14 protein-coding genes are annotated in these 16,327 nt (G+C 65.0%); 7 read left to right on the top strand and 7 right to left on the bottom strand.

The genetic code is table 11. The features are described from left to right. Positions 1-33: 33 nt before the first annotated feature. Both ABIB45_RS13330 and ABIB45_RS13325 read left to right on the top strand, forming a co-directional pair. Positions 34-960 carry an alpha-E domain-containing protein gene (locus tag ABIB45_RS13330; protein ID WP_111909491.1) on the top strand — a complete coding sequence of 309 codons (927 nt, stop codon included), beginning with the start codon at positions 34-36 and terminating at the stop codon, positions 958-960. Beyond that, complete coding sequence (locus ABIB45_RS13325) at positions 957-1,808, top strand: transglutaminase family protein (RefSeq protein ID WP_354216336.1); 852 nt, start codon at positions 957-959, stop codon at positions 1,806-1,808. The genes ABIB45_RS13330 and ABIB45_RS13325 overlap by 4 nt, the downstream gene beginning before the upstream one ends. Positions 1,809-1,826: 18 nt before the next feature. Here the strand turns inward: ABIB45_RS13325 and ABIB45_RS13320 are convergent, their stop codons facing one another. From ABIB45_RS13320 to glgC, 3 genes are read right to left on the bottom strand one after another with little or no spacing between them, the layout of a single operon-like run. Beyond that, entirely contained in the window at positions 1,827-2,294 is a 468-nt protein-coding gene (locus tag ABIB45_RS13320; RefSeq protein ID WP_354216335.1) for a pyridoxamine 5'-phosphate oxidase family protein, read from the bottom strand. A 49-nt stretch (positions 2,295-2,343) separates the two neighbouring features. Beyond that, positions 2,344-3,807: an SDR family NAD(P)-dependent oxidoreductase gene (locus tag ABIB45_RS13315; RefSeq protein ID WP_354216334.1), complete on the bottom strand. Its 1,464-nt coding sequence runs from the start codon at positions 3,805-3,807 to the stop codon at positions 2,344-2,346. A 60-nt stretch (positions 3,808-3,867) separates the two neighbouring features. Further along, the gene (gene glgC, locus ABIB45_RS13310; protein WP_354216333.1) at positions 3,868-5,283 is read right to left on the bottom strand and encodes a glucose-1-phosphate adenylyltransferase; all 1,416 of its coding nucleotides are present in this window, start codon (positions 5,281-5,283) and stop codon (positions 3,868-3,870) included. Between the two features lie 101 nt (positions 5,284-5,384). Here glgC and glgA point away from each other — a divergent pair, with 101 nt between their 5' ends. Next, entirely contained in the window at positions 5,385-6,581 is a 1,197-nt protein-coding gene (gene glgA, locus ABIB45_RS13305; RefSeq protein WP_354216332.1) for a glycogen synthase, read from the top strand. 174 nt (positions 6,582-6,755) lie between these two features. Here glgA and ABIB45_RS13300 read toward each other — a convergent pair whose 3' ends face one another. Both ABIB45_RS13300 and ABIB45_RS13295 read right to left on the bottom strand, forming a co-directional pair. Then, the gene (locus ABIB45_RS13300) at positions 6,756-8,915 is read right to left on the bottom strand and encodes an acyl-CoA dehydrogenase family protein (RefSeq protein WP_502909181.1); all 2,160 of its coding nucleotides are present in this window, start codon (positions 8,913-8,915) and stop codon (positions 6,756-6,758) included. Between the two features lies 1 nt (position 8,916). Next, positions 8,917-9,624 (bottom strand): TetR/AcrR family transcriptional regulator, encoded by a 708-nt coding sequence (locus tag ABIB45_RS13295; RefSeq protein ID WP_502909180.1) that lies wholly within the window; start codon positions 9,622-9,624, stop codon positions 8,917-8,919. A gap of 61 nt (positions 9,625-9,685) precedes the next feature. Between ABIB45_RS13295 and ABIB45_RS13290 the strand changes: the two genes are divergently transcribed. The 3 genes from ABIB45_RS13290 to ABIB45_RS13280 are packed head-to-tail and all read left to right on the top strand — an operon-like array spanning position 9,686 to position 13,311. Continuing rightward, positions 9,686-11,053, top strand: coding sequence for an acetyl-CoA C-acetyltransferase (locus ABIB45_RS13290; protein ID WP_354216330.1), 1,368 nt, complete (start codon positions 9,686-9,688; stop codon positions 11,051-11,053). A gap of 9 nt (positions 11,054-11,062) precedes the next feature. Beyond that, a complete protein-coding gene (locus tag ABIB45_RS13285; RefSeq protein ID WP_354216329.1) occupies positions 11,063-12,403 on the top strand; it encodes a 3-oxoacyl-ACP reductase in 1,341 nt (446 codons plus the stop codon). Further along, positions 12,400-13,311 carry a MaoC family dehydratase gene (locus ABIB45_RS13280; protein ID WP_354216328.1) on the top strand — a complete coding sequence of 304 codons (912 nt, stop codon included), beginning with the start codon at positions 12,400-12,402 and terminating at the stop codon, positions 13,309-13,311. The genes ABIB45_RS13285 and ABIB45_RS13280 overlap by 4 nt, the downstream gene beginning before the upstream one ends. Here ABIB45_RS13280 and ABIB45_RS13275 read toward each other — a convergent pair. Continuing rightward, on the bottom strand, positions 13,308-14,372 hold the full coding sequence (locus ABIB45_RS13275) for an FUSC family protein (protein WP_354216327.1): 1,065 nt from the start codon (positions 14,370-14,372) through the stop codon (positions 13,308-13,310). The genes ABIB45_RS13280 and ABIB45_RS13275 overlap by 4 nt on opposite strands. Positions 14,373-14,523: 151 nt before the next feature. Here ABIB45_RS13275 and ABIB45_RS13270 point away from each other — a divergent pair, with 151 nt between their 5' ends. Next, on the top strand, positions 14,524-14,847 hold the full coding sequence (locus ABIB45_RS13270; protein WP_354216326.1) for a hypothetical protein: 324 nt from the start codon (positions 14,524-14,526) through the stop codon (positions 14,845-14,847). A gap of 335 nt (positions 14,848-15,182) precedes the next feature. Here the strand turns inward: ABIB45_RS13270 and ABIB45_RS13265 are convergent, their stop codons facing one another. Continuing rightward, positions 15,183-16,322: a glutathione S-transferase family protein gene (locus ABIB45_RS13265; RefSeq protein WP_354216325.1), complete on the bottom strand. Its 1,140-nt coding sequence runs from the start codon at positions 16,320-16,322 to the stop codon at positions 15,183-15,185. Between the last annotated feature and the right edge of the window lie 5 nt (positions 16,323-16,327).

Here is a 16,327-nt window from a genome sequence, read left to right as displayed (position 1 = left end):
CACTGATTTCAGACGTGCAGGAGGTCACCGCGAATGCTTAGCCGTATTGCTGAGTCCCTTTTTTGGATCGGACGCTATGTTGAGCGGGCCGACGGTACGGCACGCATCCTGGACGTGCACCTGGAGCGCCTCAACCACCTCCCCATGGACGAACGCCGCCGCGTTGCCCAGGAACTGCTCGCCGTGATGGGCGCCCGGCCGCAGAGCGAGGATTTTGGCTTGCCCGAACTCCTGCACGCCCTGGCCTACGACAAGACCAGCGCCACGTCCATCGCCGGATCGCTGGGCGCTGCACGCGAAAACGCCCGCCGTGCCCGCGAGACCGTGTCCTCGGGCTTGTGGGAAAGCCTCAACACCACGTACTACGGGCTGAGCCAGCACCGGAAGGACGTAGTGGGGACTTACCGGTTCTGCAACTGGACCCTGGAGCGGACGGCCATGGTCAGCGGCCTGGCCGACACCACCGTAAGCCACGACGAGAGCTGGCTGTTCCTGGTGCTGGGCCGTTCCCTGGAGCGCGCGGACATGACGGCGCGGATGCTTTCCACCCGGGATGTCCTGTCCGCAGGCATGTCCTGGGTCAACATGCTGCGCTGTGCCGGCGCCTATGAGTCGTTCCTACGGACCCGCCGAGCGGCCTTCGGGGACCAGCACGCCGCCGAGTTCCTCTTGCTGGACCGGCTGTTTCCACGGTCCATCGTCTACGCCCTGAGGGACGCCGACGAGTGCCTCGCCAAGCTGGACCCGTCCGCGCAGCGCGTCGGATTCATCAACGATGCCCGCCGCATCGTGGGCCAGGCCCGCACCTTCCTGGAGTTCCATCGGACGGACGATCTCATGTCAGAGCTGCCCGAACATATGGAACGCGTGCAGAAGGCCGTCGCCCAGGCTTCCGACGCCATTTCCCGTAAATACTTCAATCAGGCAGACGAACTGGCCTGGGTGGGAGAAGTTTCATGACCCGGCTAAGCATCGTGCACACGACCACCTACAAATACAACGGCCGCGTCACGCTCTCTTACAACGAGGCCCGTATGACGCCTCTGACGGATCCCCAGCAGGTGGTCCTCGAATCGATCCTGAAGGTCTCGCCGTCGCAGGCGGCCGTGAGCAACTACCGGGATTACTGGGGCACCCGCGTGACTGCTTTCGATATGCAGATGCCGCATGAGCACCTCGAAGTTGTCTCGAACATCACGGTTGAAGTGCACCGGGCCGAAAAAATCCCCTCCGATGCCGACATCGTGGGCTGGGACGTGCTGTCCTCGGAGGAGACGCTGAATACTTTCAGCGACTGGCTGCCGCAGTCGCAGCTCAGCGGCCCGGGCGCGGAAGTGCTGGGAATCATTCCCGGCGTGGTCGCGGGCAAGAACCCGCATGCGGCTGCCATGGCCATCTTTGAGTGGATGCGCGGCGAAATGACGTACATGTCCGGCTCCACAGCGGTTACCACCAACGCCGAAGAAGCCTGGGGCCAGCGGCAAGGCGTCTGCCAGGACCTTGCCCACCTGGCCATCGGTGCGCTGCGCAGTTGCGGGATCCCCGCCCGGTACGTTTCGGGGTACCTGCACCCGCGGTCGACGGCGGACATCGGCGAGACCGTCGCAGGCCAGTCACACGCGTGGCTGGAGTTCTGGGATGGGGACTGGCGAAGCTGGGATCCCACTAACCACAAACCCGCCGGCGACTTCCACGTCACAGTGGCCAGGGGCCGTGACTACCGCGACGTGCCGCCGCTGAAGGGCATCCTGTCCGGCGGCGGAGGTTCGGCCTTAAGCGTGAGCGTGGAAATCAGCCGCCTGGCCTAGGCTGAGCGGCCGCCAGGGTTACTCGGGGGAGGCCTTGGCGGCCCCACTGAGCTGGGTCCACCACGTCATCGGAGCGGTGACCTTGAACCGGCGTCCAGTCAGGGTGTCAGGGCTGACGCGGATGAAGGTGTCCTTCTTTCCGGCCTGCCATGGGAACAGGTACAGGGCGGCGGTGTCCAGGACGGCCTCGGTGCCCTTGATAGCTGTCGCGGGCCCCTTGAGCACCACGCTCCAGGCAAGGCCGCTGACGGCATCTACGCCGTCGGCTTCCACTGCCACAGGGGAACCTCCCGAGGCGCCGGCCAGCTTGGTCCCTTGGCCGGTGCGGAAGACGATTGTTCCGCCGTCCACGGTGTAGTTGATGGGGAAGATGTCCGGATGCCCGTCCACGAGGATAGCCAGCCTGCCTACGGAGACTGTCCGGAGAAGGTCCCAGCACACGTGGTGCTCCAGATTGTGTACTTCGGTAACTGATTCGCTGCTCATGACGCCGAGCCTACGCTGTGGGTGCCCTGTCAGGACAGTGCCCTTCTGCCTACCAGGGGCTGGGCTTGTAATCCTTCAGGAATACCCCAAACTGGTCTTCGCCGTTCTCGCCCGTCACGATCGGGTCGTAGACCCTCGCGGCACCGTCCACCAGGTCCAGCGGAGCGTGGAAGCCCTCTTCCATCAGGCGGACCTTGGTGAAGTGCGGGCGCTCATCGGTGATCCAGCCGGTGTCCACGGCCGTCATCAAAATGCCGTCGGCGTCCAGCATTTCCTGCGCGCTGGTCCGGGTCATCATGTTTAGGGCGGCCTTGGCCATGTTGGTGTGAGGGTGCCCGGGTCCCTTGTAGGCCCGGGAGAACTGGCCTTCCATGGCGGAGACGTTGACGATGTACTTCCTGCGGGCCGTGGAACGCTTCATGGCATCCCGGAGCCGGCTGACCAGGAGGAAGGGAGCCGTCACGTTGCAAAGCTGGACCTCCAGCATCTCCAGGGGCTCCACCTCATCCACTACCTGGGTCCAGCTGTTGATGGTGGCAAGATCCGGAACAAGCCCGCCGGCGTCGATCGCAGTGCCAGAGGCGATGCGCTCCAACGAGGCGGAACCTGTGGAGAGCGCCAGGGAGGTAATCGCGTCTCCTGCCAGCACGGGGTGTTCTGTCACGGTGCTGGTCAGGGCGAGGGGATGTTTGTCGTGGGCATGGCCGAAGGTCAGCAGCTCGGGCCCACCGTTGGCGGGTTCAAGTTCGGCCGGCAGCGCTTCGTCCTCCGCATCCACCAACGGCTTGTAGGCGTTCCCGGACCGGCGCACGGTCTGGGCGGCGTTGTTGATGATGATGTCCAGCGGGCCCGCCGCATTGAGGGAATCCGTCAGGGCCATCACCTGCGAGGGGTCACGCAGGTCGATGCCCACAATCCGGAGCCGGTGCAGCCACTCGCCGCTGTCTTCCATGGCCGCAAAACGGCGCGCAGCGTCCTTGGGAAACCGCGTGGTGATGGTGGTGTGGGCGCCGTCCCGGAGCAAGCGGAGGGCGATGTACATGCCGATCTTTGCCCTGCCGCCGGTAAGCAGCGCCCGCCGGCCCGTGAGGTCCGTTCGCGCGTCCCGCTTGCTGTGGCTGAACGTGGCGCACTCGGGGCAGAGCTGGTGGTAAAAGGAATCCACCTGTGTGTAGTGGCGCTTGCAGATGTAGCAGGGCCGCGACCGGATGAGGTGTCCGGCAATCTCGCCGGTGGCAGACGTCGCCAGCTTGTTGCCGCGCGTTTCGTCGTCAATGCGGTCCGGCGCCGCGGTGGCAGTCTGGGCAATGACGGCCCGGTCAGCTTCTGAGATTAAATCACGCTTCGTGACGCGGCGGTGGCGCTTCACGGCTTTGAACATTTTTCCCGTGGCCCGGCGCACCGAAACATAGTCCGGGTGTTCCTCGTCGTAGACGTGGATGGTGTTCAGGACCTTGAGGCAGGCCTGGATTTCCTCAGGGGTCAGTCCGGCTAATGGATCTGGAGAGCTCATTGACCCAATTTTACAGCCTGCGGGGGGCCCGGGCCGACGGCACCGGGCTCCCGCCGGACACTACGCTTTGCTGGACTGTGAGTCCGGTACTGTGACGCCGACGGCGGCGGCGTGGACTTCAACGACCCTGTCCATCGACTCCCTCAACTCGGGCCACGATTCCGTGGCGGCCCGCACGGCTTCCGGCACCATGACCAGGTTGTTAGCCGACAGGGCCCGCTCAGCCTCGTCCGGTTCGGGAACGACCTGCCCCTTGGACAGGACCGTGATGCCTGAGTCCGTAACCTTGAAGCCGCGGGCCCGGTCAAGGTCGTGATCGAGCCCGATCGCCGCGCCGGCCGGGACCTTCACGTTCTTGTCAATGATGGCCCGCTTGACAACGGCTCCCGCACCTATGTTCACCTTGTCCATCAGCACGGAGTCGAGCACGCGGCTGGACCTGTCGACAAAGACGTCGTTGGACAGCACGGAGCCTTCAACGATGCCCCCTGAGATCACAGTTCCGCTCGCAACGATCGAATCCAGCGCCGAGCCGACGGTGCCGCCCTCGCCGCGGACGAACTTGGCGGGCGGCGAGACACTCTGCCGCGTGTAGATGGGCCACTCAGAGTTGTACAGATTGAAGATCGGCACGGGCGAGATGAGGTCCATGTGTGCGTCGTAGAACGAATCGATGGTGCCGACGTCACGCCAGTACGTGCGGTCGCGGTCGGTGGAGCCGGGGATGTCGTTAAGGGTGAAGTCGTAGACGCCGGCCTCGCCCTGGCTGACGAAGTACGGGATGATGTCCCCGCCCATGTCGTGTTTGGTGTCCAGCCGTTCCGCGTCAACGTGCAGTGCCTCCACCAGGGCGTCGGCGTTGAAGACGTAGTTGCCCATGGAGGCCAGGAACTGGGTGGGGTCTGCAGCAAGGCCGGGGGTGGAGGCGGGCTTCTCCACAAACGCGGAAATCTTCTGCGGATCCGCCTTGTCCACTTCGATCACACCGAACTGGTCGGCCATGTTCAGGGGCTGGCGCACTGCAGCTACGGTGGCTTTCGCTCCACTGAGCACGTGCTGCTCCACCATCTGGGCGAAGTCCATGCGGTAGACATGGTCCGCGCCAACAACGACGACAATGTCGGGGTTGGCGTCGTGGATCAGGTTCAGGGACTGGTAAATGGCGTTTGCGCTGCCCAGGAACCAGCTCTTGCCGACACGCTGCTGGGCGGGGACGGACGCTACATAGTTACCCAGATGGTTGGACATCCGCCACGTTTCGGATATGTGGCGGTCGAGGCTGTGGGATTTGTATTGCGTGAGCACCACGATCTGCAAATACCGTGAATTCACCAGGTTGGACAACGCAAAATCGATCAGGCGGTAGCCGCCCGCGAAAGGCACGGCTGGTTTGGCCCGGTCTGCCGTCAATGGCATGAGCCGGTTCCCCTCGCCGCCTGCAAGGACAATGGCCAGGACTTTTTTGTTTAACGGCATATTGGTCGCTCCTGTACGCCTTCGTAACTCCCCAAACAGTCCGGCTTGCCCGGACTCCTTCACACTAGAACAGATGCTGCGGAACGACTACCTTGGGTAACGTGCGAATAGATATTGTGACTAAAGAATTCCCGCCGGAGATTTATGGTGGCGCCGGAGTCCACGTAGCCGAGTTGAGCAGGGTGCTGAGTAAGCATGTTGACCTGCAGGTCCGTGCTTTTGGGGCGCCCCGCGACGCTGGCTACCACGGTGCCGGGGTGACTTCCTATGCCGTGCCCGAGGACCTGGGTTCGGCCAACGCGGCCGTCCAGACCCTGGGGGTTGATCTGCGGATCGTGCCTGACATCGAGGGGGCCGATCTTGTTCACTCCCATACCTGGTACGCGAACATGGCGGGGCATCTGGCGTCACTGCTGCACGGCATCCCGCACGTTCTCAGCGCGCACAGCCTGGAACCCCTGCGGCCCTGGAAAGCCGAGCAGCTCGGCGGCGGCTACGCGCTCTCCTCCTGGGTGGAAAAGACTTCCTATGAAGCAGCCGCGGCCATCATCGCAGTCTCGGAAGGTATGCGCCAGGACATTTTGCGCAGCTACCCCGATGTTGACCCTGCCAAGGTCAGGGTGGTCCACAACGGCATCGATGTTCAACTGTGGCAGCGCGATGAAGGCGAAGATGCAGTGCGGGCGCTCGGCATCGACCCCCAGAAACCAAGCGTGGTCTTCGTGGGCCGGAACACGCGCCAGAAGGGCGTTCCGTACCTGCTTCGCGCGGCCGCCAAGCTGCCAGCCGATGTCCAGGTTGTCCTGTGCCTGGGCGCCGCGGACACTCCTGAACTCGCCGCCGAAACGGCCCGCCTCATCGAGGAGCTGCAGCGCCAGCGTACCGGCGTCATCCTCATCGAGCGAATGCTTCCGCGCCATGAACTTGTCCAGGTCCTGAGCCACGCAACCGCTTTCGCGTGCCCGTCGATCTATGAGCCGCTCGGCATCGTGAACCTCGAAGCCATGGCCTGCGGCGCGGCCGTTGTGGCCAGTGCCACCGGTGGTATTCCGGAGGTGGTCAGGCACGGTGAGACTGGCCTGTTGGTTGATCTCGAGCAGGTCACCGACGGGACGGGAACTCCGCTGGACCCGGAGAAGTTCGTGACCGAGTTTGCCGCGGCCCTGACTGAGGTTGTGTCCGATCCTGAGCGGGCGCGTGCCATGGGGCAGGCGGGCCGCCGCCGTGCGGAGGAGCATTTCTCCTGGGAGTCCATTACGGAGACCACCCTTGAGGTCTACCGCTCGGTGCTTTCCTGACGCCACGTCGGTCAGTGACTAAACATTCAGCAACGCACGACGGCGCCGCTCCCCACATCAGGGGAGCGGCGCCGTCGTCGTTATTTCCCCGAGTTTTTGTCCAGATACCGCGACTTCCGCACCCGAAAAGCCGTGATATCTGGACACAAACTGCGGTGTCCGCGGGGCCGGCGGCTAGGCGTGACGGGTTTGTGCGGCGGCAGCCGCGTGCGCCAGCAGCACCTTTTCGTCGACCGGAGCGTTGCCTCTGGCCCGCTGTGCCCTGACGTAGGCACGGGCTTCGTCCTGCCGCGTCTTTTCGGCGCCGGTGGCGATCGCGGCCCGCACATGCTCATCGCCGTACCCGAAGGCGTCAACGAGGTCCAGGGCGTGGGGCCGGATCTTGACCAGGAGCCGGTCGATGTAGTCACCCACGGTACGCGCCCTCTGCATGGAGAGCCGGCCATTCATGAGGTACCAGGCGAGGTTCTTTTCAATCAGCGACAGGCCGAAGAGGTCGCGGAGCCAGGTCAACACCACTTTCGTACCGCGGTCGGTGACCTCACCCAGAGCCTCCGTGAACGCCTCCCACTGCAGGAGTTCCGCGTGCGCCTGGGCAGCGTCGATCAGCTCGTTCTGGTGCTGGTTGAACAGGGCGGCGCCTTTTTCGAAGGGAAGCCTGTTGGCGCCCTTCAAAGCTGCCCCGACGTCCGCCACCATGGTCTGGACGCGGTCGGTAAGGAGGGCGCGCTGGCCCTCCTCGTCGCGGAGCGCAATAGCTGCCTTTTGGACGGAGCCTGTGTCGGCCACAAACTGGGCCACCTGCCGCAGGCCGGTGCGGTGGATCGCCACGCCTGTTGCCTGGGTCACCACGTAACGGGCCAGCACCCCGAAATCGACGTTCCTGAACTCTTTGGCGTAGTCGGCCAGGAGCCGCTTGGCCACGAGCTGGAGCAGTACGGTGTTATCGCCTTCGAACGTGACGTAGACATCCAGGTCTGCACGCAGGGAGGCGAAGCGGTTTTCGATCAGGAAGCCGGCGCCACCGCAGGCCTCGCGGCATTCCTGCAGGGTATCCAGGGCATGCCAGGTGCTGAGCGGCTTCAGTGCTGCCGCGAGTGTCTCAAGGTCCTGCCGGTCTTCGTCGGTGTCGTGGGCGCCCGAGAAGACGTCGTCGAACTTCTGGAGCAGCTGCTCGTGGGCGAAGCCCGCAGCGTACGTGGTGGCCAGCCGCGTGAAGAGGCGGAGCTGGTGCCGCTGGTAGTCGAGGAGGACTTCTTCGTCCGTGTGGGAGGACGCATTGAACTGGCGTCGTTCGGTGGCGTAGCGGATGGCGGCGGCCAGGGCGATCTTTGACGCTGCAACGGCCGCTCCATCCAGTGACACGCGGCCCTGGACGAGGGTCCCCAGCATGGTGAAGAAGCGGCGGCCGGGGCTGGCGATCGAGGAGGTGTAGGTGGCATCGGGGGCAACATCGCCATAGCGGTTGAGGAGATTGGTCCGGGGAATGCGTACGTGATCGAAGTGCAGCCGGCCGTTGTCGATCCCGTTAAGGCCACCCTTAACGCCGTCGTCCTCGCCGCCGATGCCGGGCAGCAACTCCTTGGTCCGGGGATCCCGGAGGTCAACGTAGAACGCATGCACGCCGTGGCTGACGCCCTTGGTCACGAGCTGCGCGAAAACCACGGCGCCCAGGCCGTCCGTGGCTGCGTTGCCGATGTAGTCCTTCCACGCTGCCCGGAACGGCGTGTGGATGACAAACTCCTGGGTCTTGACGTCGAACGTCGCGGTGGTGGAAATGCTTGCAACGTCAGAGCCATGGCCGGTCTCGGTCATGGCGAAGCAGCCGGGGATCTCCAGGCTCATGATGCTCGGCAACCACTTGGCATGGTGCTCCTCCGTGCCGAGGTGCATCACCGCTGAGCCGAAGAGGCCCCACTGGACGCCGGCCTTGATTTGCAGGGACGGGTCTGCGGTGACCAGTTCCTCGAACCCGGCCACGTTGCCGCCATGGTCGTCGGCGCCACCGAGTGCCGCCGGGAAGGCCCGGTGTACGGCGTTGTGATCCACGAGGTACTTCAGCTGGCCGAACGTCCGGGTGCGGTGCTCCGTATGCGTCAGGCCCTCGGTCTTATGCAGGGCCGGATCGGCCGACAGGGCGCGCGCGTGCCTGCGGGAGTCAGCCCACTTGCCGAGGAGCTGCTCGCCGAGGGCAGCCACGTCGACGGCGGGCAGCGTGTCCCGCCGCGAGGTGGCCGGGTACATTGCGCCTGCAGTGGTTGCGCTTTGTTTGGTTGCGCCTGATTTGGTGACAGCGGCGTTCTGGCCGCCCGGTCGGTCCACTACTTCGGTCATGTCAATGTCCTTCGTTGGTTCTGACAAGTGTTTCGGAGAGCTCTGGGGCGATTCCCACGCAGAGCCAGGCTGTAATTTGTTGGGCCATTGCTTCCTGGTCCGGCTTGGCCGCGGAATCGGGAGTGCTGAGCCACTGCTCACCGGCATTCCGGACCAGTCCGATGGCAGCTGTGGGCCAGTAGCCGAGCACTGCTAACCGTCCGTTGCCCAGGTGTGTCCGCATCGGAGCCGCGATCATCTCGGCGATGGAATCAAAAAAGTGGCCCAATGCCCCTGAAATCGCCGCTGGCCCTTGGCTGGTCTCCACGTCCACCGGAGTGTAGCGGGTGACGAAGCTGTAGACGTTGGGGCTGGTCTCCGCCATCTGGAGGTAGGCAGAGATCATGGCGAACAGGCCCTCCCTCGGGGTCTGCGCACTCTGGGCCGCTTCGCGGATCTTACGTTGCATCTGGCTGAGGACAACTTCCCCGACAGCGTGCTGCAGGCCGGCCTTATCACCGAAGTAGCGGTAAAAAACTGACTTGGACGTGCCCGCGGCCGCTGCAATCTCCTCCATGGACGCGTCACTCCCCAAGGCGTGGACCGCACGCCGCGCGGACTTGATGAGCTCCCAGCGGCGTTCCTCCCGGTGGGTCTGCCAGCGGGCGGAGCGGCCGTCGGCATTTCCGCCGGTGGCCGGCCTCGGGCGTTCTGGGGGGATGTTGTTCACGATACCCAGCGTATCAGGTACGCTGGGTATCGGTAACTGTCGCAGATCAGAGGAGACACCCATGTCCGTCAACGGACAGTCCGCAACCGGACCCCAGGAATTCGCCGGATCCGCCGTGACTAACGCACTGCGCCCGGTGCGCCAGGCCGTGATCGTCGGCGGCAACAGGATCCCATTTGCCCGTTCCGGTGGGGCCTACACCAAGTCGTCCAACCAGGACATGCTGACTGCTGCGCTGGACGGACTGATTGCCAGGTTCGGCCTCCAGGATGAGCGGATCGGAGAGGTGGCCGCGGGAGCCGTGCTGAAGCACTCACGGGACTTCAACCTGACCCGCGAGGCAGTGCTGGGTTCAGCGTTATCGGCGGAGACTCCCGCCTACGACCTCCAGCAGGCGTGCGCCACCGGCCTGGAAGCGGTCCTTGGCCTGGCCAACAAGATCAAGCTGGGCCAGATCGATTCCGCGATCGCCGGCGGTGTGGACTCTGCATCGGATGCCCCCATAGCTGTCAGTGAAGGCCTGCGCGAGGTGCTCCTGGACCTCAATCGCGCCAAGACCCTTCCGCAAAGGCTCCAGGTTCTCAGCCGGCTGCGGCCCAAGGATCTTGCCCCTGACGCGCCTAGTACCGGTGAACCACGGACCGGCCTGTCCATGGGGGAGCACCAGGCGCTCACAACTGCGCAATGGAACGTTTCGCGTGAGGCTCAGGATGAGTTGGCGTTCAACAGCCACCGCAACCTGGCCGCAGCTTACGATGCAGGCTTCTTCGACGACCTCCTGACCCCGTACCGGGGGCTCGCCAAGGACTCGAACCTGAGGCCGGACACCACACTGGAGAAGCTTGCAACCCTCAAACCCGTCTTTGGCAAAAACCTCGGCGCCGAAGCCACCATGACCGCGGGAAACTCCACCCCGCTGACCGATGGGGCGGCCACGGTCTTGCTGGCATCGGCGGACTGGGCCGAAGCACATGACCTGCCCATGCTGGCAACTGTGGTGGATGGTGAAGCCGCTGCTGTGGACTTCGTCCACGGCAAGGACGGATTGCTGATGGCTCCCGCGTTCGCAGTGCCACGGCTCCTGGCCCGCAACGGTCTGACGCTTGACGACTTCGACTTCTTTGAGATCCATGAAGCTTTCGCCGGGACTGTCCTCAGCACGTTGGCTGCATGGGAAGACGAGGAATTCGGCCGCACCCGACTGGGACTCGACGGCGCCTTCGGCAGCGTCGACCGCACCAGGCTGAACGTCAACGGCTCGTCCCTGGCAGCGGGCCATCCGTTCGCTGCCACCGGCGGGCGCATCGTCGCCTCGCTCGCCAAGATGCTACAGGCCAAGGGCGCAGTGGACGGCAGGCCAGCACGCGGCCTCATTTCCATTTGCGCTGCCGGCGGCCAGGGCGTCGTCGCCATTCTCGAAGCAGCGTAGGAGCACCGGATGACAGACACATACACCCGCCTGGTCAGCCAGGGCCCGGGCAAGGACCTCGCCAAGCGGCTGGGCCTTCCACAGCCGGCGGTGTTGCGTCGCTACACGCCGGGCCAGGCCCTGGTCAGCGGCCCCGTCCTGGTGCAGGGAAGTACGGCCGGCGCGGACGAACTGGCCGCCACACTGCTTTCGTGGAACCTTGATGTGCGCCGGCACGCTGTACCCCGCGAAAAGCTCGGAGCCATCATTGTGGTGCTGGACGGCCTGACAACCCCGGATGACCTTGAAAAGCCTGTGCTCTCCGCGGCGTCCTCGCTGCGGGATCTCGGCCCGAGCGCCCGGTTCGTCACCATCTCCCGGCCAGCGGCAGAAGCGGGCAGTCCAGCCGTGGCGGCGGCACGGCAAGGTGTGGACGGCTTCGTGCGGTCCCTGGCCAAGGAGCTCCGGGCGGGCGCGACGGCAAACGGCATCCTCCTGGCCGAAGCTGTCGGGACCACAGGTCCGAGTGCCCTGGCGGCGCTGCGCTTCTTCCTCTCTGGCCGGTCGGCATTCGTTGACGGCCAGTTCCTGACGGTCAGCACAGCGGAGGGCGCACTGCCTGATAATGCCGAGAAGCCGCTGGCGGGCAAGGTTGCCGTGGTCACCGGCGCCGCCCGAGGCATCGGCGCGGCCATTGCCCGGACCCTCCACCGGGACGGGGCCACGCTGGTGCTTGTTGACATCCCGGCGGCAGGGGACCTCCTGGCCGCAGTGGCCAACGACGTTCACGGGACGGCCCTGCAACTGGACATCAGCCGCGAGGATGCAGGCCAGCGCATCCTTGAGCACGCGGTACGGCGGCATGGGCACCTGGATATCGTGATTCACAACGCCGGCATCACCAGGGACAAGCTCCTGGCCAACATGGACCACGCGCGCTGGAACTCGGTGCTCAACATCAACATTGCCGCACAGCTCAGGATCAACGACGCCCTGCTCGCCTCGGACCACTTCCGCGATTCACCCAAGATCGTCTCGGTCGCTTCCACCAGCGGAATTGCGGGCAACCGGGGCCAAACGAATTACGCCGCCTCCAAGGGCGGGGTTATGGGGATGGTCCGTGCCACGGCTCCCCTGATGGCCGTCCGGGGCGGGACAGTCAACGCGGTGGCGCCCGGCTTCATTGAAACTGACATGACGGCGCGGATCCCCTTTGCCGTCCGGGAAGTGGGCCGGCGGCTGAACGCGCTGCAGCAAGGCGGCCTGCCGTCCGACGTGGCCGAGGCCATCGCTTTCCTCGCCAGCGATGCCGCGGGCGGTATCAACGGGGACATCCTGCGCGTCTGCGGACAGAACCTGGTGGGAGCATGAGTGCCGCGCAACCGGTCATCCTGGGCGAAATGCCCTCGCTCTCAAAGCTTTACGTCAATGCCGCCGCACAGGCGGCGCGACGCCGGGTGTTGGGGACCCACCATGGCTCAACCCTGCCGGCCACCGGGCACGAAGTGCGCAGCGTCGGGGCCGACGTTGGCAATCTCACCGCCTACCAGCACCTGATCGGCCTGACGGCCAGGGACACCCTCCCCGCCGGATATCTCCACGCGCTCGCCTTCCCCCTTGCCATGAGCGTCATGAACCGTGACGATTTTCCGTTGCCGCTGTTGGGCATGATCCACCTGAACAACTATGTTGAGCAACGTTTCCCGGTATTGTTCACGGAGTTCCTCGACATTGAGGCCCGGGTGGAGAACCTCCGCGGGCACCGGGCGGGGACCCAACTGGACGTCGTCGCCGAGATCCGTGGCGCGGGGACACCGGACATCCGCTGGATAGGCCGGTCCACGTATCTCGCCAAGGGCGTGTTCCTTCCGGGCATAGACAAACCATCACCCAACACCGGACAGCCCCACTTCACGCCGCCGGACCCGACGGCGGTCTGGAACCTGGGGGTCGACACGGGACGCGCGTACGCCGCCGTGTCCGGTGACTTCAACCCAATCCACCTGAGTGTCCTGTCGGCCAAAGCACTGGGGATGCGTCGCTCCATCTCCCACGGGATGTACCTCGCGTCCAGGGCACTCGCGGACGTGGGGCCCGTGAAGGGCGAAACCTTCACCTGGGCCGTGACGTTCGAGGCACCGGTGTTCCTGCCGGGCCGGGTTGCATTGGAGATCACTACTGACCAGGCGCCGGGGGGAGGCTGGCAGCGGTCGGAGTACGTCGCATGGAATCCCAGCTCCGGCCGCAAGCACTTCAGTGGCTCTGTGGCACCACTCTAGGACGCCGGGCGGACGGCCCGGAGGATGCGGTGGAGGCTCAGGACGATGGACTCGGACGCCGTCACGGCAGCATCGGCACGGTCCCGATGTTCCCCGGCCATACAGGCGTCCACGGCTGACTTCGCCGCCGCGAACAGCCGCCGCTGCTCGGCCTCGTTCTCCCCATGGAACGAGGCCAGCAGCTCCCCGGCAGCGTTCAGGGCGGCGGCCAGCGGCGCGCTGTCCTGGAACGGAACCGTGTACGGTGCGTCATCGGCCCAGATGACGTCGGAGAGCACTTCGGTCATATCCTGGATGTGGAAGGTCACCCGCTCAAGCTCGCGCAGGTTGCGGTAGTCAAGATCCACATCCCGCGGATGGAACCGCCTGCGCGGATTGGCCCGCCGGCTTGCGTCGGCTTCCTGGACGAGGTGGCGGACGGTCCGAGCGGCTTCTGACAGCTCATTCGAGCGGCTGGACCAGTCCTCATGCTCGGGAGGCCACGTTTCCGTCAGGGCTGCTCCCATATCGGTCAACTGCCTGCCCAGTGCCAGGCGGAGTTCGCTCAGGCTTGTTGCTGCCGCCTCGAAGTGAAGGGGCGGGAAGACCAGGAAGTTGACGGCGATACCGACTGCGACGCCGGCTCCCATCTGGAGCAGGTAGCCAAAAGAAAAGTCGTCCGGGTTACTTCCGCCCACCAGCAGGACCAGCAGCGCCGCCGTCGGAATCCAGTCACTGCCGGAACCGATCCGGGGGAGTCCGCCAAGCAGGACCCCTATCCCCATGAATATCGCGACGGCGATCGGCGAGGGATCACTGATACTGACGAGCACAAAGGCGAGGCCAATGCCCAAGGCGAGGCCCACCAGCGTCTGGAGTCCCTGCCGGACCGATCCCGCAACGTTGCGGTACATCGCCACCAAGGCGCCCAGTGGCGCGTAGTACGGATAGTCTGCAGCAGAACCTGGCATAAGGGGCGCGACGGCGAACGCCAGTCCCGCAGCAAGGGCCGCTTTCGCCGCCAGCAGCAGGCGCTGGAGCGTGAAGGCCGCGGAGACATCGGCCACGGCACTTCTCAGCATTCGGGCCGCCTTCGCGCGAGGGGGCTCCGGCTGCGTGTGAGTATCACCCATCCGCTTACGTTAGGTGCCGCCGTCCGCTACGACAAGGCGGCCGAGGCCACCGCCGGCGCTCATGCCCGCAGCCCGCACGGACCGGTGGTTGGGCAGTTCCATGACGGAACCCACCGCGGCGTTCGCGTTGAGCCCCTCTCCTCAGCGGATCCAGCCACGGTTGCCCGGAGTCGACGTTGGACAGAACGTCCCGGTAATGGGACTACTGCTCCGCCGGCAGGCCCAGGAAGAAGTCGTCACCGTAAGCCGTGCGCACACGATGGTCAAAGAGGCTCTGCAGGGTGGTTCCCGTGACCCGCCGGCAGAGTTCCGCCATGACAATTCTGATGGTGAGGGGTGGTACCCGAAGCAGCTGCCGGAACGCCACAACGGCCGGGCCTTGGCCAACCGTGTGTCTGCTTCGGGTGTGGTGAATTCGTCGTAGGCGAATCTGCCCTCAATACCTATCGGGCCGCCCTGGTGGGACAACGCTTCGCGGACGAGGAGCCGGTCCTAGCCGTGGACAGCGAATTTGGGCCAATAGTGCGCCCCCGTCCGGTCAAGGTCCAGCAGGCCCTCCTGGACGAGCAGGGCGATGACCAGGGCCGCGGGCCCCCTTGGATACCGAGTACGCGCCCGTGATGGATTCGGCCGTCATGTGGGAGCCGCCGTGCAGGTCCACTACTTTCACACCGTGCCGGTAGGCTGCCACCTGCGCGCTGTACGCCGGATCGTCTGCCAGGAAGTCTTCGAACAGATCCAGGACTGACTCATAGCCTGTCAAAAAGCGCTTTCCGATGCGGCCATTGCGCCGTGGCCCGGAGTGACTTCTTCGCCGGCCCGCACAGGTCCCGGGGGTGTGCCATCACCAAACGGCCTGCCACCAAGCGATTCCCTCCCGTGGGGCTCCAGCCACCCGGACAGGTCCGGACCCTGCGGTACAATCCGGGTGGGGTTGATGTCCTCATGGACGATGTAATAGTGCTGCTTGATTTGGACAAAATCGATAGTGTCGCCAAATCCTGGAGTTTGGAAAAGGTCCCGTGCGTAGCCCCAGAGAGCGGGCATCTCGCTGAGTTTCTGCCGGTTGCATTTGAAATGGGCGTGATAGACGGCGTCGAAGCGGGCGAGGGTGGTGAACAGCCGGACATCGGCCTCGGTAATGGTCTCACCTACGAGGTACCGCTGGCCGGTGAGGCGTTCCTCGAGCCAGTCCAAGGCCGTCCACAGCCGCGTGTAAGCGGTGTTGTACGCGGCCTGGGAGCCTGCAAACCCGCAGCGGTAGACGCCGTTGTTGACCTCGGTGAAGACGCGCTTGTTGACGGCGTCAATTTCCGTTCGGAGGTGTTCCGGATACAGATCCGGGGCCCCCGGCCGGTGGAACTGAGCCCATTCCGTGCCAAAGTCCAGCGTGATCTGGGGGAAGTTGTTGGTCACTACCGCGCCGCTGGCCACCTCCACGATGGCCGGTACTGTGATGCCGCGGGGATAATCCGGGAACCGCCGGAAGTAGGCGCTCTGGAGCCGCTCAATGCCCAGGACCGGATCAACGCCGCCCTCATCCAGGTCAAAAGTCCACGACCGGACATCGTGAGTGGGCCCCGGCTGGCCGAGGGAGATCGCGTCCTCGAGCCCCAGGAGCCTGCGAACAATCACGGTCCGGTTTGCCCAAGGGCAGGCCCGCGCCGCGATTAGCCGGTAGCGGCCGGCCTCCACGGGCCACCCCGGCTCGCCGTTGTCGCCCGGGCGGCCGTCCCGGGTGATCCGGTCCTCGATGTAGTTGGTGTCCCGGATGAACTCAGCGCCGCCTGTCACATAGGCGCCCTTGGTGCTGTGGGCGTTGCTGTGGTCGGAGCGATCCGGGCTGTTGATGCTCGGTGTGTTGATGGCAGGCCGACGGCCCGCTGATTCCTGGCTCATGCGGA

It is taken from the genome of Arthrobacter sp. UYCo732, assembly GCF_040547265.1.
Lineage (GTDB): Bacteria > Actinomycetota > Actinomycetes > Actinomycetales > Micrococcaceae > Arthrobacter.
This window is presented reverse-complemented; position numbering and strand designations above follow the sequence as displayed.